A 19,106-nucleotide genomic window follows, 5' to 3' on the forward strand; every position below is an offset into this window, starting at 1 on the left:
TCACCACTATGTCTAAATTCAGCCTCCGCAAGTTAAGTGCCACCGTTGCTGCACCAGCAGTGGCTGGCGTCATGGCATTGAGCACCATCGCTGGTGCCCCTGCAGCTTCTGCTCAGCAACTCCCTAATCTCGATCAGCTCACCGCACAGGCCCAGCAGCAGATCGATAACTTCCAGGGCCAGACCCGTGACCAGGCATGGCAGACCCGCACTGACATCCTGGATCAGGCTGAGAAGTACGCCCCAGAACTGGCGCCGAATGTGCAGTCCGCAGTGGACAGCGCACTGGAGTTCCTTTTCCCGGGCCTAGTAGCGCAGAAGAACGAGGAAGCACGCCAAGCTCGCGAGGAAGCTGAGCGCGCACACGCACAGCAGGTTGCGGAAGAAAAGGCGAAGGCTGAAGAGGCGGCACGCCGTGCGGAGGAGCAGCGCCGCGCCAATGAATTCGACCGCGGTTCCTGCCCAGCAGACGCCAAGATCTGCGTCGACCTTGATGGCCGCCGCACCTGGCTGCAGGAAGGTGGCGATGTTTCCTACATTTCCCCATCCATGTCCGCTGGCATGGTGGGTGAGGAAACCCCGCGCGGTACCTTCCACGTCAACCGCAAGGTGAAGGACGAGATCTCCCGCGAGTTCAACAACGCGCCGATGCCGTATTCCATCTACTTCACCAACAACGGCCACGCTTTCCACCTAGACAACACCAACGTTGACTCCAACGGTTGCGTCCACCTGCCGTACGATGCAGCGGTTCGCTACTGGAACGACGTCCAAATTGGTGACAAGGTCTACATCTACTAATTCGGTGTAGTTCACCGCGTGAGCGCACCCCGCCCTCGTGCTCGGTTCCGCAACTTGGAACTGAACGCGAGGGTATTTTTAGTTTTGTTCCAGGTTGAGAAATTAGGAAAGTGCGTACGGTTTGGAAATCGTGTCGCTGCAGCGTATGCTGGTTTGACGGTGTATAGCGCCAGTAGGTCTGGTTGGCTTGCACCACCGCAGTAGACAACAAACATGCAGGTGACAGGTACTTGTCTGTCGCCAGAAAAGTAGAGGTTATGGCTAAGGAAGGCGCAATTGAGGTAGAGGGTCGCATCGTCGAGCCTCTGCCAAACGCAATGTTCCGTGTCGAGCTCGACAATGGGCACAAGGTTCTTGCACACATTTCCGGTAAGATGCGTCAGCACTACATCCGCATCCTCCCGGAGGATCGCGTCGTCGTAGAGCTGTCTCCTTATGACCTGACCCGCGGACGCATCGTCTACCGCTACAAGTAAACACAGTCAGCCTCCTCACCCAAGGGCGAAGCATGACTTTGTCCTGTACACCTCAGGCTACGGTGGCCTGAGCCCGCACTGGTAAGTAACCCAAGGACTCCCGGCACGGTCCGGGCGAAGCGTTGCATGGAGCGGGACGGATGGGGAGAAAACCGCCGTAACAACCCGAAAGGACACGCCTTATGGCACGTCTAGCTGGTGTTGACCTCCCACGCAATAAGCGTATGGAGGTCGCTCTCACCTACATCTACGGCATCGGTCCAACCCGTGCCAAGGAATTGCTAGAAAAGACTGGCATTTCTCCTGACCTGCGCACCGACAACCTGGATGATGAACAGGTTTCGGCACTGCGTGACGCAATTGAAGGCTCCTGGAAGGTTGAGGGTGACCTCCGCCGCCAGGTTCAGGCTGATATTCGTCGCAAGATTGAAATCGGAAGCTACAAGGGTCTGCGCCACCGTCGCGGTCTGCCAGTACGCGGTCAGCGTACGAAGACCAACGCGCGTACTCGTAAGGGCCCGAAGAAGACGATCGCAGGAAAGAAGAAGTAGTTCATGCCTCCAAAGACTCGTTCCGGCGCACGCCGTTCCGGCCGTCGCGTCGTCAAGAAGAATGTGGCTCTGGGCCACGCATACATCAAGTCCACCTTCAACAACACCATCGTCTCGATCACCGATCAGACCGGTGCTGTTATCTCCTGGGCATCCTCCGGCCACGTTGGCTTCAAGGGTTCCCGTAAGTCCACTCCGTTCGCTGCGCAGATGGCCGCTGAAAGCGCCGCACGCAAGGCAATGGACCACGGCATGAAGAAGGTTGACGTATTCGTCAAGGGTCCGGGCTCCGGCCGCGAGACCGCCATCCGTTCCCTGCAGGCTGCAGGCCTTGAGGTTTCCTCGATCACGGATGCAACTCCACAGCCGCACAACGGCTGCCGTCCGACCAAGCGTCGCAAGGTTTAAGGGAAGGAAAGAGGTAAGAAAATGGCTCGTTACACTGGCCCCGCTACCCGCGTATCCCGCCGTCTTCGCGTCGACTTGGTCGGCGGAGACATGGCATTCGAGCGCCGCCCGTACCCTCCGGGACAGGCTGGCCGCAACCGCATCAAGGAATCTGAGTACCTGCTGCAGCTCCAGGAGAAGCAGAAGGCAAAGTACACCTACGGTGTGCTGGAGCGTCAGTTCCGCCGCTACTACACCGAGGCTAACCGCCTCCCAGGCAAGACCGGTGACAACCTGGTCATCCTGCTGGAAACCCGCCTGGACAACGTAGTTTACCGCGCAGGTCTGGCACGCACCCGCCGCCAGGCACGCCAGCTCGTTTCCCACGGTCACTTCACCGTGAACGGCAAGAACATCAACATCCCGTCCTACCGGGTTACGCAGTACGACATCATCGATGTTCGCCCGCGTTCCCAGAAGATGGAATGGTTCGAAGACGCTCAGGACGCTCTTATCGATGCCAACGTACCGGCATGGTTGCAGGTCGTTCCTGATACGCTGCGCATCCTCGTGCACCAGTTGCCCGAGCGCGCTCAGATCGACATTCCGCTGCAAGAGCAGCTCATCGTCGAGCTTTACTCGAAGTAAACTGTTATACCGCACGGCTCTTCAAGGCCACGCGGTCCATCAGGAATCTTCAACCTCAAGATTTTTACCCCCTCTACCGGCGTCAAATAGCGGTCGCCGAAAAGGAGAATTGCAATGCTCATTTCCCAGCGTCCTCAGCTCACCGAGGAATTCATCGACTCGTCTCGTTCGAAGTTCGTCATCGAACCGCTCGAGCCGGGCTTTGGCTACACCCTCGGTAACTCGCTGCGTCGCACCCTGCTGTCGTCCATCCCGGGCGCAGCGGTAACCTCCATCAAGATTGATGGTGTGCTCCACGAGTTCACCACCATTAACGGTGTGAAGGAAGACGTTTCCGAGATCATCTTGAACATCAAGAGCATGGTTCTGTCCTCCGACTCTGATGAGCCGGTGGTTATGTACCTGAGCAAGGAAGGCCCTGGTGATGTCACCGCGGGCGATATCCAGCCGCCGGCTGGCGTGGAGATCCACAACCCGGATCTGCACATCGCTTCGCTGAATGACACCGCTAAGCTGGACATTGAGCTCGTCGTCGAGCGCGGCCGTGGCTACGTCCCGGCTGCCGCAACCTCTGGGGAAATTGGCCGTATTCCAATCGACCAGATTTACTCCCCAGTGCTGAAGGTCTCCTACAAGGTCGAAGCTACTCGTGTTGAGCAGCGCACCGACTTTGACAAGCTGACCATCGACGTCGAAACCAAGAACTCGATTTCCGCCCGCGATGCCCTGGCTTCTGCCGGCGGCACCTTGGTCGAACTCTTCGGCCTGGCACGCGAGCTGAACAACGCAGCCGAAGGCATCGAGATTGGTCCCTCCCCGCAGGAGACCGAGTACATCGCCGCCTACGGCATGCCTATCGAGGACTTGAACTTCTCCGTTCGCTCCTACAACTGCCTGAAGCGTCAGGAAATCCACACCGTCGGCGAGCTTGCAGAATGCACCGAGTCCGACCTGCTGGATATCCGCAACTTCGGTCAGAAGTCGATTAATGAGGTTAAGATCAAGCTGGCTAACTTGGGCCTTGCTCTGAAGGACACCCCTGAGGACTTCGACCCCACCCAGCTCGAGGGCTACGACGCAGAAACCGGTGACTTCAAGGATCCGGCTGCGGACGATTCCGAGTAAAGAATCACCCTGAACTGCGGCACTCGTTGCCGCGCGCTCAACTTTTACCGCACACGAGGAGTAAACAATGCCTACCCCGAAGAAGGGTGCCCGTCTCGGTGGCTCCGCCAAGCAACAAGCTCATATGCTGAGCAACTTGGCAGCTAGCCTGATCGAGCACGGCGCCATCAAGACCACCGATGCCAAGGCGAAGGTTCTTCGCCCGTACGTCGAAAAGATCATCACCAAGGCTAAGTCCGGCACAATCGCTGACCGCCGCGCAGTGCTGAAGCTCATCCCGCGTAAGGATGTTGTTTCCCACCTGTTCGACGAGGTTGCACCGAATTTTGAGAACCGTGAGGGTGGCTACACCCGCACCATCAAGCTGGACAACCGCACCGGTGACAATGCCCCGATGTCCCAGATCTCCCTCGTTCTTGAGGAGACCGTGACCTCCGAGGCTAACCGCGCTACCCGCGCTGCCGCTTCCAAGGCCGCTGAGGCTGAAGAGGCTCAGGCAGACGAGGCTGCGGAGACCGAGGCTCCGGCCGAGGACACCGCTGCTGAGGAGTCCGAGGAGAAGTAATCTCCCTCGGCCACTGAATCCGCGCCGGACCTAACGCCGTGCGTGGATTGCAGTTCCTACTCGCAGAAGTAGCGCACAATCGCCGCCTTCCCATTCTCTTTACGAAGAGACGGGGAGGTGGCTTTTGTCGTTTTGAACTTGGAACCTCAGGTACTTGGTCCCGCCCCCTCGTCCCGCTCCCTCGTCCCGCTCCGCCATGCAGCAGACCACGCACTCTCCGTTTCTTGGCGCCCTAGGCACAACCTCCGATGCGCAAGCTCCTATGTGCATCCTCCTCTGCGCAACCTCCTCTGCGAAAACTGAGCAAATGTGGCCCTCAGATATTGCATTTTCTGCTCAAAACGAACAGGGGAGGTGTAGCAGGAGAGGTTGCACATTTCGGGAACCCGCCGATGCCTCCGGTAGCATTAGGTTCACCATGACTGAAGCAGCACCGATCTCATATGAGAGACCAGCGGAAGGATTCGTTCGGCTCCGGTTGGATCTGGCCTATGATGGCACCGATTTCCACGGCTGGGCCAAGCAAAAGGGCGGACTGCGCACCGTTCAGGGCGTGCTCGAGGAGCAGCTGGCAATGATCGCTCGCACGGAGGTACCGCTGACGGTGGCCGGGCGTACTGATGCGGGCGTCCATGCGCGCGGGCAGGTGGCGCACGTGGATGTGCCGCTGGAGATGCTGGAGCAACGGTCCGTAGCAAATGATCCGGGGAAGTTGGTGCGCAGGCTTGCAAAGCTGTTGCCGGAAGACGTTCGGGTACACGGCTGCGAATTCGCGCCAAAGGGTTTTGATGCCCGATTCTCCGCGCTGCGCAGGCATTATGTGTACCGGATAACCACCAGCCAGCGGGGTGCGCTGCCGACTCGGGCGCGCGATACGGCCGAATGGTTTAAACCGGTAGATATCGATGCCATGCAGGATGCAGCCACCGCACTGGTGGGTCTGCACGATTTTGCGGCATTTTGCAAGGCCAAGCCGAATGCCACCACCATTCGCGAATTACAGGAATTTAGCTGGCGGGATGTATCGACGCCGGAGGAACCGCAGCTCTTTGAAGTCCGCGTAGTCGCGGATGCATTCTGTTGGTCGATGGTCCGCTCCTTAGTAGGTTGTTGCTTAATCGTTGGCGAAGGCCGCAGGGACGTCGACTTTGCCGCGGCCTTGCTACAAGAGACAAAACGCTCCTCCCGCATCCCGGTGGCGCCGGCGAAGGGTCTGTCCTTAGTCCAGGTGGATTACCCGAAACCGGGCGGAATGTCCGCGCGGGCTGATGTGACGCGGGAAAAGCGCACCGTTGAGTAACCCCGCGCTGCCAAGTGGCAGGGCCGTGGCGCCTACGCTAGCCTGAAGCCTGGGTTTATTTAGACTTTCGGGGAATTTTCGGGGGAAATTCATGGCACGTCCATTGCCAACGACCAAGGCCCAAGTCTCGGGCCATAAATTTTTGCGCCGCCGCGTGGAACACGGTCTCGTGTTGGGCGATACGCGCATGATCCACGATCCGCTGGCCCGCCGCCGCAAAGCGATGATGTTTGGCGGAGTAGGAGTGGCCTTTTTGGCGGCCGGCTCTGGCCTTTTGGCCTGGTTGCAGCCGAGCCCGCAACCAGGGGATGCGCCCATCGTCCGCTCGGAACAGGGGCAGCTTTTCGTGGACGTCAACGATACGTACCACCCCGTTTACAACCTCTCTTCCGCGCGGATCATCGCCGGCGAGGCGGCCGAGGCGCAGACCATTGGGGACGAGCATTTGCGCGAGGCCTCGTTGGGCACGCCCGTGGGGATTTCGGATGCGCCCGGCTATTTGGCCGCACCGGGCGAGACACCGCAGCGCTCGTGGGCGGCGTGCCTTGCCGGACATGATGAGCAGCCTGCGGATAATCCCACCAGCATCGATGGCCAACAGGTAGCCCAAGAAGAGGTCATCGTGGTGGCGGATCCGCCGCAGGAGGGCTTTGAGGAGAAGCGCGCCGCGCTCGCAGAAACGGATGGTGCGCAGTGGCTGCTCACCGCGGACGGGCGGGTGCGCTTGCCCGATGCGCAGAGCACGGAGGGCCGGGTCATCCGCCGCGGGATTGGCATAGACGGGAGCACCCATGCGTGGCCCGTCCCTGCGGAGTTGCTCAATGCCTTTGCGGAGCAGCCGCCGCTGACGTTTCCCGATCCGCTGCCGGACATCATGGCTACCGGGCAGGGCCAGTGGGCCCGGACAGACGAGGGCGTGGCCGAGCTCTCCGCCACCCAGGCAGACATGCTGGTTAGCTACGGCGCGACGCGCAAAGAAGCTTCGCCGCAAGAGGTAGGCGCGCTTGCCGATGGCCCTTTAAACTTCCGCCTGCCCGCCACCACCTTCGACTTCGTTGGCCCAGATGAGGGCTGGATGTGCGCCGATAGCGACGGTGGCGCAGCGATGGTCACCGAGAACCCCGGGACGGTAGCGCTCGCCGGAGAGGGCATAGCGGATCGTTTTGGTGGGCTATCGGCAGGAGGAGTTGGCGTGGATACCGGGCATGGCTATCACGTTGTCTCCCCTACGGGGCAGCGCCATGCGGTGGACAATAAGGAACTCTTGGAGGCCCTCGGCACCGGTATTGGGGCGGAAGTTCCGTGGGAAATCATCCGGCTACTGCCAGAGGCTTCGCGCTTGGACCGAGACGAAGCTCTGCAGGTCAGCCACTAGGCGGTGCTGGCCCACGCCGCGCTCGGCGCTCGCGACGAACAGCACAAGCCGTAGAACCTACCCCGGCCTACTCCGCCTTACGCCGACTTGGGTCGGCGTAGCCCGCGGGCAACCGCCAGGCCGGTCAGCAGCAGGACTAACCCGCCGAACACCCAGCCGGTTCGGCTCGCTGCCGGGGAGTGTTCCTCTTTGGAGGTTTGGATGGTCAGATCGCGCGTGGGTGCGGCATATTCGCCATCGATATGGGTCAGGGCGGCGAGAGGATCGATGAAACCGTTGCCGGGCTCGCCGGCAGAGAGGAGCCGTTGGCGTATATCGGCGGCGCTGGCTTCTGGGTAGCGCTCGGCTAATAAAGCGGCGGTGCCGCTAACCACCGGAGCCGCGAACGAGGTGCCGTGGAACTGTGCCAAGGAATCCTGCTGGTTCTTTCCGTCTGCCCAACCACCGGCGGGGTTTAGCGCTAAAGGAACGAAGCCGTGGGCGGATAGTTGTGGGCCATCGACGGGCGTGAGCGAGTATTCGGCGAGTGCGTGGGCATCCTCTTGGGCGCTAACGGATAAAACGGTCGGTGAATCAGCGGGAAAGACGTGATCGCCTTCTTCACAGGTGCCGGAGGAAATATTGCCGGAGGCTGCGATGACTACCGCGCCGGTATCTTCTGCATGGCTGAGCGCCTCATCTAAGCGGGAGCTATCGATGCGCTGTGCGGTCTTCTCTGGAACGCAGGACACCACGGAAATATTGATCACCCGGGCGTTGTCCTCCACGGCATGTTCGATGGCGCGGGCCAGCGTGTCGAGCGAGCCGGTGGTGCTGTCCTCGTCGGACTCACCGGCCGTGCCATCGTAGTGGCGATAATGCGCGCTGGTTTGGCGGATGGCGCGGATCTCAGCGCGCGGGGCGATGCCAATATCGTGCCCAGCAATGATGCCGGCTACAACGGTGCCGTGCAGGTCGCAATCCCGGTGCGGATCCGGTTCTTCCGGAGTGACCAGGTCCGCGCCTGCGGTGAGATTTGGCAACTGATCGTGGTGGGCAACGCCGGTATCGATGACGGCTACCTTTATGCCCTCGCCAGTGGCAAAGGAATGCAGCTGGGAGCGGTAGGCGCGCTGGTCTGCGGAAGGTTCTGGCGCTAGGGGAGAAGGATGCGCCGTGGCGCATTCCCGGTCCGGTTCCCGCGCGCTCGCGATGGGAGCGGTGGGAGCTGCTGTGATGAAGCCGCCGGTACCGGCGAGGACACACGCGGTGATGACACAAGCAGCAAGCCTTGAACTGCCGTTGAAACCAGGCTGTGCGGAAGAATAACGCGAGCGGGTGTGGTGCATTATCCCAGCCCCCGAATGAGCTCGAAGATCCCGGCGAGGTGCGCGGCAAGCGGCAGGCAGGCGGCGATGGTGAGGGACTCGAGGCGTTCAAACCAGGCGATGGTCGTTGGCTCCACCTCGCTCATTTTGGCCGTCCACAGTGGGGCGCTTAGCATCGCGGCAAGCAGGAGAGCGGCGACCACCGTCGGCGCCCAAGCGCCGGCAAGCCCGTCCGCGGCAATCGCATGCACGGCGCACAGGCAGGCGGTGAGGCAGGCAACCATGGCGACGAGCATGAGCGCCCAGCTGGCAAGCACGCGCCCGTGACGCGCGGCGTGCATGACCACCGTTCCGGCAACAGAGACGCAGAGTGCTTGGACGAAGCCGAGCCCGGTTAAACCGGTTCCGAAAAGCACGGCGATGCGAGAACCGATGGTAGCGGCGGATCCCGCCTCGCCCACGGTCCCGTCCGTGGCCACGAGGGTGCCGGTGCCGGTGAAACTAAGCGCGATGAGGGCCGGTATGAGGCAAAGCGCGATTCCGCAGCAGATGCCCTCGTAGGCATACCCGGCGCGGATGGCGCGATCGTCCACATCGGGCTGGCGCTCATCCGAGACGGCGAGGTCTTGGCCCGCAGTGGGCAATTGCGGCACCTTGAGCCCCGCGGTGGCGATGGTCAGCGCGGGAGCGGTGGCAAGCAAAATGACTCCCGCGATAATGATGCCCGCGGCCGCGGCGGTGCCGTGGCTCGTGCCGATGCCCGAATTGCCACTCAGTCCAGGAAGCAGATAGCTTACGGCCGCGATGAGTAATAACCCGGCGATGGTGAGCGCGCCGGAGGTCATGCGTACCGTGCTTAACCGGGTGAGGTGGCAGGCTAATAACGCCGCGAGCAGGGTGGCGCTGGTGGTGAGGGCGGCATAGGGGGCATCGGCAAGCGCGGGCGAAATAAGCGCCCAACCGCTCGCCGCCCCTGCCGCTAGGGTGAGCATGACAAGCGATAGCGCCCGCGTCCACAGGGCGAGCACGAAGGCCGCGATGGCGAGCCCGGCGCAGGCCACCGCCGGAAGTGAGAGTACCCACGCGACGGCGAAGGCCGCGGCAAGCCCAGCCCACGCCCAGACGATGGGAATGGCGGAGGTGGTGTCGTCGTGGCTCTGGGCGGCGAGGGATTCGGCGGCGTCGCGGATTACGGGCGCGGGGCGCTCCTCGCGCGGGGCGAGCACCAGGATGGAGCCCTCCGCAAGCGGCGTGGCGGCAAGCGGTGCGGTGAGGTCGATGGTGCGTCCAGAGGCCGTACTGGCGCGCCAGGGTGAGTCGATCGCGGGTGCATCGACAAGGTCAGTAAGTTCTGCCATGAGCTCGCCGAGGCTGGAGCTTAACGGCAATGCCACGTCTGCTTCCTTGTGGAAGGAATCTGCGTGGATGCGGATGGTAAGGCGCAGGTGATGCGCCGTTGGAGCGGTCATAATTCCCCCGAATTGTCTAAAGATTGTGGGCGTCCCCCTTGCCCAATGCCACATATTGTGGCTTACTGGTGGCGTCGTGTCCACCGCAGCGCGGGGAATCTTGGCAGGGGGCCAAGAGCGCTAAGCGCGTGGATCGGGGGAGGATTTTACCCATGCTTGGGATCGGGGAAACCCACATCGTGGAACCATTGACCGTGCCGCTCAGGGACGCGCCACCGCCGCTTCCCACCGGCACCATCGAGGCAGAGGAAGTGCCGGAAGCGGTGCGCCCACAGCCGGTGCCCTTGGTGCGCTTGCTGCTGCCCATCGTGATGATCGCCGCCATGCTGGGCATGGTGGTGCTGATGGTGCTGGGCGCGGGCGACTCGCGGCATATCAGCCCGGTATCCCTGATGTTTCCACTCATGATGCTGGCCAGCATGGCCATGATGTTTGGGCCACAAAATAGCGGGCAGGACCCGGATGAAACCCGGCGGACCTACTTGCGCCACATTAAGGCGCTGCGGGAAAAGGCCCTGGATAATGCCGGTGCGCAGCGCGCGCACGAGCTATACCGGCACCCGGATCCTGCGGGGTTGGAACCGTTGGTGGGCTCGCGGCGCATGTGGGAGCGCGGGCCCGATGATCCGGATGCCTTGGAGGTGCGCGTGGGCACCGGTCCCACCACGTTGTGCACACCCATCAACGTGCCGGATTCCGGCGCGACCGAGGACCTGGACCCGGTCTGCGCGGTGAGCATGCGCCAGGCCATCAAGGCGGTGGGCACCGTGCCCGATATGCCGGTGGTTATCCAATTGCAGGCCTTTAGGTTTTTATCCTTTACCGGCGATAATGCCCGCGATACGGTGCGCGCCCTCGTCATGCAGTTAGCCCTGGCGCACGGTCCCGAGACCATCGGAATCGAGGCCATCGGCGGCGAGTGGGAGTGGCTAAAATGGCTGCCGCATACCCGGGAGCCAGACAAGGCGCGGTTTCGCATTGTGCTTGTCGATGCCCTCCTGACCACCGGCACCGAAGAATTCTTCCACGGCGATTCTTATACCACTGTCATTGAACTAGGCGGTGCACCATCGTCCGCGTTGAGCCTGCGTGCGGAACAAGAAGGCTTGTGCCTCGTTGCGGCGGATACCCTGCAGGCGGTCACGGCCGCGGGCGTGGAAGAACTGGGTACACCCGATTATTTGGGCACTGCCGCGGCCACGATTATGGCCCGCCGGATGGCGGTCTTTCGCCGACCCGATAGCACCTCTGGGCGCCGGGGCAATGATTTGCTGGGGCTGCTCGGCTACAGCGGCGTGGATGAGTTGGCCGCTAGCGGCATGTGGCACGGACGCGATGGCGCCTCGCGGCTCATGGTGCCCATCGGCATCGATTCCATTGGGCAGCCGGTGACCGTGGATCTCAAAGAATCCGCGCATGGGGGAATGGGTCCACATGGCCTGTGCATCGGAGCAACGGGTAGTGGTAATCCAGAGTTAGGAAATGGGGTACGATAGCTGCATGGCAACAATGACTACGCGGCGTGCTGCAATCTATGCGCGTATATCACTAGATAAGCAGGAAGAGGCCGGTGTAAAACGACAGATCCATCTCGCCACCAAACAGGCCGATGCTGACGAGGCGGAGGTGGTTGCCACCTACGTAGACAACAACGTCTCCGCCTTTTCAGGTGAGTATCGACCTGAATACAACAAACTGATCCACTCAATTGAGAACCGTGAGGTCGACGTCGTCTATGTCTACGCACTCGACCGGTTGACCCGCCGTACTAAGGACACGCTTGCCCTATTCGAGCTTTGCGAAAAGTACAACGTCACCGTTAAAGCGAACCGTGGTTACAACATTGACCCTTCAGACCCTGCGTCGCGTCTTACCATCGTTATCCTTGGCCTCATCGCCGAGCAGGAATCAATCGACAGGGCTGCTCGAATTCGCGCTGCATACGAAGACCGTGCGCGTACCGGACGGCCCAAAACAGGTGGGCGACGCATGTTTGGTTACGACACCGACGCCGTGACCATCATCGACGAAGAAGCCCAAGCTATCCTCGACGCCGCCGCGATGGTCATCGCGGGCAAGACGCTGCGTGAAACTGTCCGCGACGTGTTCGATGCGCGCGGTTTGACGGCCACATCCGGGCGGCCCATGACAGCGCCGACGCTGAGAGACATCCTGCTTAATCCCCGTGTGCGAGGCCTAAGCACCTTTAACCCGACTGATCCCGAGACCGGCCACCGTCTCGTGAAAGATCGCCGGATCATCGGAAAGGGCAACTGGCCTGCCGTCATTGACGAAGCGACCGGAGAAAAACTCGACGCTATCTTGCGTGATCCGGCTCGTCGGCGCTCACATAGTGGCAATGCTCCCCGGCATTTTCTCGCATCTGTCCTGACCTGTACGTGCGGAGCTCCAATGTACGCGCGTAATCGGAGGAGCAAGAACGGAAAGCCTCGCCGCTACTACACATGCAAAAGATCGGAGCCTGGTGGCACACATGTGTCCATCGGCGCTGAGGTTGACAACCTAATAGAGGCCGCCATTCTTAAACGCATGGAGCAGCCTGATGCCGTAGCTGTAATTCAGAAAGCATTAACACCAGAGGACGATACCCTTACAGAGCAGTTGCAAAACCTGACAGGGCAGAAAAATGCGCTTCTGGCTAAGCGTGAGCAGATAGAGGACGCTGCCCTTAATGAAGATATTGACATGTCCACATTCGTGCGCATGTCGAAAAAGGTTGAAGCTCAGATCTCGGGCTTAGATGAAGATATGCGTGAGCTAACGACTAACCTTGACGCAGATCCGCTCGCTGTGGAACTTGCAGACGGGCCCGACTTTGCAGAGTGGTGGGGCGGCGCTTCTGTTGAGGATAAACGTCGACTCACTCGATTAATGATGGACATTCACATCCAGCCTGGCAGGCTCGGTGCAAAGGTGTTCGACCCACAGCGCGTGAAAATTAGCTGGAAGCAGTAGACAAAATAAGTTTCGCTGTACGATATCGCTAATGTTGCAATTGTGTTACACTGTGTATTGTGTACAGCGATCCCGTATATGCAATTGACCTGGTTGCCGTTGGATGACGGCATGCGGTAGTGGCGTGTACGAGATCGGCCGATTGCGAGCAATGGAGAAGACGGTGGCAACCGCACGACAACGACCTCACGTCAAACCGATGATTAACGAGGAGGGTAAATTCGTTTGCCTGACCGATGGTGCCCTGCTGCGGGCAACCCCGGAAGAAGCGGTCCGTCAAGGATTTATCGCGACTCTCATCAATGAGTATGACTACCCCGCTAAGCGCATTCGTCGTGAGGTACCGATTTATCACGGAAGTAAAGAGATTACTGGCGCTGACGGGCGCCCCGTGAGGGCTGATATCGTCGTTTACAACACGAACGTGGCTGCGGCCAAGCGTGATCAAGGCAAGATCACTTTGGTAGTCGAATGTAAAAAGCCTGACGAAAAATCGGGGTATGCCCAGCTCGTTAGCTACATTTTCTCGACAAATGCCCCGGGCGGTGTCTGGACGAACGGAACCGAAGGTGATTCGGCCGACACCAAGTTCTACCGGGTGGATCGTGAGCAGCACTCATTGGTGCCGGTAACCGAGATCCCGCGCGCGGATGAGAATTGGGGTGCTATCGGGCGCAGGCGTAAAGACGAGCTAGACCGGCCTCACGACATTCGCAGATTGTTTCGTCTGTGCAACAGCAAGCTCTATGGGCGGGGCATGGAGAATTACGACTACGACATCACCATGGACATGGTTCGTATTCTCCTGGCCAAGATCGAGGATGAATCCTCACCGGGCGAATACCCCCAATTCTACATCACTCAGGACGAGTACGAGTCGCAAGAAGGCCGGGTTGCCGCTGCAAAACGAGTGCGCCGCCTTTTTGGGAACTTCGCAGAACGGCACCGAGAAGTCTTTCCTAAGGGCGAAAAGATTGAAGTGCCCGACTCCGCAATCGTCGAAGCGATTACCGTTCTCCAACCCTGGTCACTGGTCGCTAGTTATTCGGACGCAGATGACTGGGACATCATGGGCGCGGCCTACGAGCAGTACACGCACCAGAACCTTAAGCGTCAGAGGGGACAGTTCTTCACGAACCGACTCATCGTTTCTGCAATGGTGCGAATGATCGACCCGCAGGTGGGCGAAAAGATTCTCGACCCGGCTGGCGGGTCGGGCGGATTCGTCACCGCAGCTTTCCGGCATGTTCGCCAAAAGGTGCTCAACACCACCGCACCTGTCAGTCCTCAACGAGAGCGGCAACTCGATGCAGCCAAAAACGATGTCTTCTTAATTGAGATTAGCCCCCGACTGGTTAAGTTGGCGAAGACAGCAATGCTTCTCAACGGAGATGGACATGCTGGAATGACGCACGGGGATTCGTTGCGTCCATACAAAGAGCTGGACCCGTGGATCATTTCTCGCGCATCACAGGGCGCACCCAAAGTGATTCTTACGAACCCACCGTTTGCCGGTCAGGGGGATGCGAGGATCACAGATCCCGAGATTCTTGCCAACTTTGAAACGGCTCAACGCGAGTTGTTGTCTAAGTCGACTGGCACGCCGACGAAAGAGATACTCACCCAGCAAAGTCCTGAGCTGCTGTTCTTTGAAAGATGCCTCGATTGGCTGGCTGAAGGCGGTCGTATGGGCATCGTTATGCCCAAAGCCTTCCTTGATACTGCCCAATCCCTCAAAGCTCGACAGATGCTGTTCGAGAAAGCTCGTCTCGATGCGGTTGTGACGCTGCACAAGGATTCCTTCCAGCCTGATACTGGCGTGAGAACCTGTGTAATCTTCCTCACCAAGAAGACGGATGATGAGACTTGGCCCGATGATGAAGACTACGACATCTACATGGCTGCTTCTCAAAAAGTTGGTCAAACCTCGGAGGGCGAACCGATCTTCGTGATGAGTGCTGACGGTGTCACTACCGATCAGCTTGACCAAGATCTTGATGAGATCGTCTCGGACTTCCACGCATTTAAGAGAGGTTCCCTCAAGCCCTCCCAGTTCCGCTATGCAATAAAACGCAGCGAGATCGACGACCGGTTAAATATCAACCCGCAGTTCTATTCGCCACACCTCAACGAATCGATCGCCAAGATTCGAGAGTTCGATGAGATCCCGGGGTGGGAGGTTTCGACTATCGGACAGCTGGAACCTGGAATTGCTATCTTCAAGGGTCCTCGTCTCAAGACAGAGAACGTCATTGTCAAAAATGTCGCCGATGGTGAGCACGTTGTGGGTTATTTCACTCCGTCCGCCATGCTCCAGGACAAGCGGGACTCGGCAAAGCTGATCGACCTCACGAAAGCCTCTGCGAAGCAGAAAAAGGACTACGAAGTTGTAACCGTGCACGAGGGGGATCTACTTCTCACACGTTCGGGTTCCATCGGCCGGCTCGCCTACGTTTCCAGTGTCATGGACGGGCAGATCGTTTCCGATGACATGATCCGAGTTCGGATTCAGTCTCCAGAATTGCGGGCTTATGTAGCGGCATTCCTTCTCTCCGAGAACGCCACGCTCCAGATGTTGATTAATGAATACGGGTCTGTCCAGCAGCATCTAGAACCCAACCACGTTCGCGATCTACTCATCCCCGTTCCAGAAAATTGGAGCGCAGCCGAGGCGATGATCGATGCAGGTAAAGCCTTTATCCGGACCAAAGAAGAGGCTGACAAGGCGATGAACGCTGTAAGGCAGCGAGGATTCGATTACGGAATCGACCAGATGCTCAACTCCCAAGATCAAAGGGAGGTGTCTAAGTAGCAATGCTTATCGGTTACGCACGTGTCTCCACGTCAAAGCAAGAGCAGTCGCTCGATATCCAGCGCGAAGCCCTTGTGGACGCCGGATGCGACCCCCAGCACATCTACACGGACACCATCTCCGGTACGAAATGGCAGCGGCCCGGACTTGAGGACGCGCTGGCGTACATGCGCACCGACGACACGCTGATCGTGACCCGACTGGACAGGCTGGGCCGCAGCCTCGTGGATACCGTGAACACTATCGCTGACCTGGCGGAGCGCGACATCAACGTCAAAGTGTTAGAACCCGCACTCGATACGTCTAGGCCAGCTGACAAGGTAGTCCTCAACGTCATGGCTAGCCTTGCCGAGTGGGAGCGTGATCTGCTTATCGAGCGCACCCGCGAAGGTGTGGCGCATGCTCGCTCGCAGGGCCGAGTCGCTGGCCCGAAACCGAAGCTCAGCAAAGAGCAGGCGCAAGTCGCAAAAGAACTCATCGACGGCGGCAAGACCATTAGTGCAGTAGCCAGGACATTCGGTGTCTCGCGGCCGACAATCTACAGAGTATTGGAAAGGACCGGTAATGATCGTTAATGATGGCGAGAAAAAATTAGGGCAAGAATTCGAAGCGTGGGGGAAACTGGAACGTAAGCTGACGAGGATTGATTCCAGACTGCGCTCTCAAGAGATTCGCCCCAGCACCGCACGCAAGCGGTGTATCGCAGCTATTCGTGGTTTTTGGAATACAATTTACCAGATACGGAATGTCGAACCTGCTGATCTAGATCGGCACCCGGTAAGTCCTTATCGAGTCGACCCAGTGACTGGTAAGCCGCGTAATCTCGATGACCCAGAAGATCGCACTCTCGAGGACTTCGGGATCGTGATCAGCAACTTCGAAAAAAAGGGAAGATAAAGTTCGGAGACTGGTCCAGGAACTAACAGAGACTGATAAGCCATAACGCCCACGCCTCGCGATGTGCCTTGAGGGGGTGGCAAGCGTGCAGCACGCACTATGCTCAACGAGGGCTTATCGTATGCTGCCGTAGCCCGCAGCTTTAATGTCTCGCGTCCAACCCTGTATCGGGCTTTAGAGCGCGCAGAAATGGGGTAGCAGATACCCCTGCTACCCCTTGCTATTGCTTCTCGTTTGTGGTAATATCTCCATTATAGACTCATATCTCTAGTCGCTGTAGATCAAATCCGGCCAAACGTCCAAAAGCCTCAAAATACTATGGCCTGAAAATGTTCGAATGGTCTGACCTGCGGTTTCACCCTCTTTGTTCGATAAATCCGTGGCGGAGGTCTCCGAGACCACCGCCATGTTTTCACTTGTTTTCATTAATTATGCCTCGTCCTGGCGACGCTCTTTGTCTAATTTACGCTGTGCTTGCGCCCTTATCGTCTCCATATAGACATCATCGCCCCTGCGGCGTGCCCTGCTCAGCTGTATAGAGTCCTCCATGTTGCTTAAGGCCTCCTCACCCTTGCGCTCCTTGAGCGCACCGTCGACAAGGCGGTACGTGACTGCCATGAGCACTGCTGTAAAGGCGATGCCGCAGATAGCAATAAGTACAGCTAAGAAGGCCTGTCCTGCGCCCTGAGAGCCGAAATCAGTAAGCCACTGCATAAAGCCCGGCGTACCCGACAATCCGAGGATAGCGGCTATTGGGCCCAGGAACACGAAGGCACCGAGAATAACCGATGCAGCCTGCAGCGATACTGTCCCCAGCGTGGTAAGCATCTGCTGCTGCCAACCGCGATTAGCCTCCTGGGCAGATACAGCCTCTAAAGCCTGCTCTGCAGCCAGCTCGGCCTGCTGTGTAGCCTGCTCAGTGCGCTCGGCTGCAGCCTCCTGGCGCAGCACAGCCTCCTCCTGTGCTGCAGAATACTCGCTAAAACTCTGGCTCAAAGTCGTCTCCAGCGTCTTGATCATCTTCTCGTTGAACTTCTCCAAGGACGTATCGACGTACTGCCTCATTTCGGCGCTGACTGGCTCGGCGATTTGCTTTATTTGCTCGGCGTCGAGGTGAATGTCCGTCTTGATTTTCACCAGCAGTTCCAGGTGCTTGCGCATCTCCTCCTGGCTCTTGAGCATCTGCTGGACGGACTCGAAGATGCTGGTCTGGATGCTCCTTGCGGCCTCGCTCATCTTGCTTACTACGTGCAGCAGGCGGTGATACATCGCGTCGGCGCGCTCCATTGCCTCCTGGATGGTTGCCTGGTTGCGCAGCTCCAGCCCCTGCGTCTTCTGTTGTTGGGCCAGGCGCTCCAGTGCCCTCGCTTGCTCGTTGCTGTCGTTGCGCAGCTCCTGCAGATCGTTCTGGATCTCCTGGGGCCACTGGCTGCTCGTCTCCTCCAGCTTCTTCAAGTCCTGTTCGAGCTTCTTTTGCCCATTCTGCAGTCCTTCGATGGCCTGCTTCGTCTGCAGATCCGCCTGCAGTTTCTCCTTCTTCGATAAGTGCTGCTGCTGTAGCGAGTCGGTGCTTGCGTTCTGCGTCTCGCTTACCTTCTGCTGCTGCGGCGCGGGATTCTTGCTGTGAAATGGATTTTTCATCGTCTAACCTTTCTTGTTGCTGTTCTGCAGCCCTAAAAGCTGCGTGGGCTTCTTTTTGTTGCTGTTTGGCCTGCTGCTTTTTCTGCAGGATTTGCTGTATGCCCTCATACTGAAAATCTGTGCCTAGCTTGGAGGCACGTTCTGAGCACTTGCGGTTATTAACCTTCAAAGGGACTTCGTCATCGTCGACCAGGGCGTAGGTCAGATACGTCTTGTCTTTGTTCTTGCCACGACCTTTTCGCGAGCGAACCGAGACGTTATGGAGGAGGCTTTTGTCCATAAAGTCCTCCATCGTCTCGACCGCCGGATCTTCACTTAACTCCATGACGTGCGCGCGCAGTGTATGCCGCCAGTTGTCGTTAGTGATTTCGTCCAAAGGCGCCGGATCAATAGACCGGCCCTGCCGTACGGCGTGAGCCTCCACCGGGGTCAGGTGTATCTCGTCTTGCTTGGCGACCTCCATGCCTAAGTCACGCATCACCTCGTCGTTAGCCTTGCGCATCGACGGGTGGTGCTTGAGCTTTTTCGGCGCACCCTTCCCCGTAGAGTAATCGTGATTTAAAACCACGATGTGGTTGTGGACATGCCCGCCCTCGGCATCGGTATGAGTGGCGACAAAGTACGGGCTGTTGGGTGCTACTTTTTGTGCCAATCCCATACCAGCACCGTGAACCCGAGCTACGTCGGACTCGCTTTCACTGCGAGAGTGTCTAATGGTTTGTGTGTGGGAACCTAACCCGCATAAGGAGATGAACCAGAATGACTACTATGGCGAGA

The 19,106-nt window shown here is 58.9% G+C and carries 17 protein-coding genes and 2 pseudogenes; 15 read left to right on the top strand and 4 right to left on the bottom strand.

Going from position 1 to position 19,106, the window contains the following annotated elements; genetic code table 11:
- The first annotated feature begins 8 nt into the window (after positions 1 to 8).
- From ABRP93_RS09095 to eccB, 9 genes are all read left to right on the top strand, one after another.
- Entirely contained in the window at positions 9 to 800 is a 792-nt protein-coding gene (locus tag ABRP93_RS09095) for a L,D-transpeptidase (protein ID WP_023027965.1), read from the top strand.
- 257 nt (positions 801 to 1,057) lie between these two features.
- Positions 1,058 to 1,276 (top strand): translation initiation factor IF-1, encoded by a 219-nt coding sequence (infA, locus tag ABRP93_RS09100; RefSeq protein ID WP_003854422.1) that lies wholly within the window; start codon positions 1,058 to 1,060, stop codon positions 1,274 to 1,276.
- 182 nt (positions 1,277 to 1,458) lie between these two features.
- The gene (rpsM, locus tag ABRP93_RS09105; protein WP_023025213.1) at positions 1,459 to 1,827 is read left to right on the top strand and encodes a 30S ribosomal protein S13; all 369 of its coding nucleotides are present in this window, start codon (positions 1,459 to 1,461) and stop codon (positions 1,825 to 1,827) included.
- A 3-nt stretch (positions 1,828 to 1,830) separates the two neighbouring features.
- Positions 1,831 to 2,235 (top strand): 30S ribosomal protein S11, encoded by a 405-nt coding sequence (gene rpsK, locus ABRP93_RS09110; protein ID WP_005277076.1) that lies wholly within the window; start codon positions 1,831 to 1,833, stop codon positions 2,233 to 2,235.
- Between the two features lie 21 nt (positions 2,236 to 2,256).
- Positions 2,257 to 2,862, top strand: coding sequence for a 30S ribosomal protein S4 (gene rpsD, locus ABRP93_RS09115; RefSeq protein WP_023016758.1), 606 nt, complete (start codon positions 2,257 to 2,259; stop codon positions 2,860 to 2,862).
- 114 nt (positions 2,863 to 2,976) lie between these two features.
- Positions 2,977 to 3,987 carry a DNA-directed RNA polymerase subunit alpha gene (locus ABRP93_RS09120; RefSeq protein ID WP_005277080.1) on the top strand — a complete coding sequence of 337 codons (1,011 nt, stop codon included), beginning with the start codon at positions 2,977 to 2,979 and terminating at the stop codon, positions 3,985 to 3,987.
- A 67-nt stretch (positions 3,988 to 4,054) separates the two neighbouring features.
- Positions 4,055 to 4,552 (top strand): 50S ribosomal protein L17, encoded by a 498-nt coding sequence (gene rplQ / locus ABRP93_RS09125; protein WP_023025214.1) that lies wholly within the window; start codon positions 4,055 to 4,057, stop codon positions 4,550 to 4,552.
- A 418-nt stretch (positions 4,553 to 4,970) separates the two neighbouring features.
- Positions 4,971 to 5,852, top strand: a complete 882-nt coding sequence (truA, locus tag ABRP93_RS09130; RefSeq protein ID WP_349852279.1) for a tRNA pseudouridine(38-40) synthase TruA — start codon at positions 4,971 to 4,973, stop codon at positions 5,850 to 5,852.
- Between the two features lie 91 nt (positions 5,853 to 5,943).
- Positions 5,944 to 7,227, top strand: coding sequence for a type VII secretion protein EccB (gene eccB, locus ABRP93_RS09135; RefSeq protein WP_349887727.1), 1,284 nt, complete (start codon positions 5,944 to 5,946; stop codon positions 7,225 to 7,227).
- Positions 7,228 to 7,304: 77 nt separating this feature from the next.
- On the opposite strand, the gene ABRP93_RS09140 is transcribed toward eccB, so the two are convergent.
- Both ABRP93_RS09140 and ABRP93_RS09145 read right to left on the bottom strand, forming a co-directional pair.
- The gene (locus ABRP93_RS09140) at positions 7,305 to 8,555 is read right to left on the bottom strand and encodes a S8 family serine peptidase (protein WP_349887728.1); all 1,251 of its coding nucleotides are present in this window, start codon (positions 8,553 to 8,555) and stop codon (positions 7,305 to 7,307) included.
- Complete coding sequence (locus ABRP93_RS09145) at positions 8,555 to 10,003, bottom strand: ubiquitin family protein (RefSeq protein ID WP_349887729.1); 1,449 nt, start codon at positions 10,001 to 10,003, stop codon at positions 8,555 to 8,557. Before ABRP93_RS09145 ends, ABRP93_RS09140 begins: the two co-directional genes overlap by 1 nt.
- Before the next feature lie 152 nt (positions 10,004 to 10,155).
- Between ABRP93_RS09145 and ABRP93_RS09150 the strand changes: the two are divergent.
- The 6 genes and pseudogenes from ABRP93_RS09150 to ABRP93_RS09175 form a co-directional block, all read left to right on the top strand.
- A pseudogene (locus tag ABRP93_RS09150) lies at positions 10,156 to 11,481 on the top strand (type VII secretion protein EccC); the annotation flags it as partial.
- 22 nt (positions 11,482 to 11,503) lie between these two features.
- Positions 11,504 to 12,979 (top strand): recombinase family protein, encoded by a 1,476-nt coding sequence (locus ABRP93_RS09155; protein WP_349887731.1) that lies wholly within the window; start codon positions 11,504 to 11,506, stop codon positions 12,977 to 12,979.
- Positions 12,980 to 13,103: 124 nt separating this feature from the next.
- Complete coding sequence (locus ABRP93_RS09160; RefSeq protein ID WP_349887732.1) at positions 13,104 to 15,791, top strand: N-6 DNA methylase; 2,688 nt, start codon at positions 13,104 to 13,106, stop codon at positions 15,789 to 15,791.
- Between the two features lie 2 nt (positions 15,792 to 15,793).
- Positions 15,794 to 16,366: a recombinase family protein gene (locus tag ABRP93_RS09165; RefSeq protein WP_349887733.1), complete on the top strand. Its 573-nt coding sequence runs from the start codon at positions 15,794 to 15,796 to the stop codon at positions 16,364 to 16,366.
- Positions 16,356 to 16,688 (top strand): hypothetical protein, encoded by a 333-nt coding sequence (locus ABRP93_RS09170; RefSeq protein WP_349887734.1) that lies wholly within the window; start codon positions 16,356 to 16,358, stop codon positions 16,686 to 16,688. The genes ABRP93_RS09165 and ABRP93_RS09170 overlap by 11 nt, the downstream gene beginning before the upstream one ends.
- Positions 16,689 to 16,787: 99 nt before the next feature.
- Positions 16,788 to 16,886, top strand: coding sequence for a helix-turn-helix domain-containing protein (locus tag ABRP93_RS09175; RefSeq protein ID WP_349887735.1), 99 nt, complete (start codon positions 16,788 to 16,790; stop codon positions 16,884 to 16,886).
- Positions 16,887 to 17,117: 231 nt separating this feature from the next.
- On the opposite strand, the gene ABRP93_RS09180 is transcribed toward ABRP93_RS09175, so the two are convergent.
- A complete protein-coding gene (locus ABRP93_RS09180; protein WP_349887736.1) occupies positions 17,118 to 18,329 on the bottom strand; it encodes a coiled-coil domain-containing protein in 1,212 nt (403 codons plus the stop codon).
- A gap of 475 nt (positions 18,330 to 18,804) precedes the next feature.
- Positions 18,805 to 19,080 (bottom strand): annotated as a pseudogene (locus ABRP93_RS11710) (relaxase/mobilization nuclease domain-containing protein); the annotation flags it as partial.
- Between the last annotated feature and the right edge of the window lie 26 nt (positions 19,081 to 19,106).

The organism is Corynebacterium sp. KPL2850 (assembly GCF_040225855.1).
GTDB lineage: Bacteria > Actinomycetota > Actinomycetes > Mycobacteriales > Mycobacteriaceae > Corynebacterium.

Excerpts from the sequence above, each read along its gene's own strand:
- ABRP93_RS09095 (WP_023027965.1), top strand. The coding sequence starts at position 9 with ATGTCTAAATTCAGCCTCCGCAAGTTAAGTGCCACCGTTGCTGCACCA.
- infA (WP_003854422.1), top strand. The coding sequence starts at position 1,058 with ATGGCTAAGGAAGGCGCAATTGAGGTAGAGGGTCGCATCGTCGAGCCT.
- rpsM (WP_023025213.1), top strand. The coding sequence starts at position 1,459 with ATGGCACGTCTAGCTGGTGTTGACCTCCCACGCAATAAGCGTATGGAG.
- rpsK (WP_005277076.1), top strand. The coding sequence starts at position 1,831 with ATGCCTCCAAAGACTCGTTCCGGCGCACGCCGTTCCGGCCGTCGCGTC.
- rpsD (WP_023016758.1), top strand. The coding sequence starts at position 2,257 with ATGGCTCGTTACACTGGCCCCGCTACCCGCGTATCCCGCCGTCTTCGC.
- ABRP93_RS09120 (WP_005277080.1), top strand. The coding sequence starts at position 2,977 with ATGCTCATTTCCCAGCGTCCTCAGCTCACCGAGGAATTCATCGACTCG.
- rplQ (WP_023025214.1), top strand. The coding sequence starts at position 4,055 with ATGCCTACCCCGAAGAAGGGTGCCCGTCTCGGTGGCTCCGCCAAGCAA.
- truA (WP_349852279.1), top strand. The coding sequence starts at position 4,971 with ATGACTGAAGCAGCACCGATCTCATATGAGAGACCAGCGGAAGGATTC.
- eccB (WP_349887727.1), top strand. The coding sequence starts at position 5,944 with ATGGCACGTCCATTGCCAACGACCAAGGCCCAAGTCTCGGGCCATAAA.
- ABRP93_RS09140 (WP_349887728.1), bottom strand. The coding sequence starts at position 8,555 with ATGCACCACACCCGCTCGCGTTATTCTTCCGCACAGCCTGGTTTCAAC.
- ABRP93_RS09145 (WP_349887729.1), bottom strand. The coding sequence starts at position 10,003 with ATGACCGCTCCAACGGCGCATCACCTGCGCCTTACCATCCGCATCCAC.
- ABRP93_RS09155 (WP_349887731.1), top strand. The coding sequence starts at position 11,504 with ATGGCAACAATGACTACGCGGCGTGCTGCAATCTATGCGCGTATATCA.
- ABRP93_RS09165 (WP_349887733.1), top strand. The coding sequence starts at position 15,794 with ATGCTTATCGGTTACGCACGTGTCTCCACGTCAAAGCAAGAGCAGTCG.
- ABRP93_RS09170 (WP_349887734.1), top strand. The coding sequence starts at position 16,356 with ATGATCGTTAATGATGGCGAGAAAAAATTAGGGCAAGAATTCGAAGCG.
- ABRP93_RS09175 (WP_349887735.1), top strand. The coding sequence starts at position 16,788 with ATGCTCAACGAGGGCTTATCGTATGCTGCCGTAGCCCGCAGCTTTAAT.
- ABRP93_RS09180 (WP_349887736.1), bottom strand. The coding sequence starts at position 18,329 with ATGAAAAATCCATTTCACAGCAAGAATCCCGCGCCGCAGCAGCAGAAG.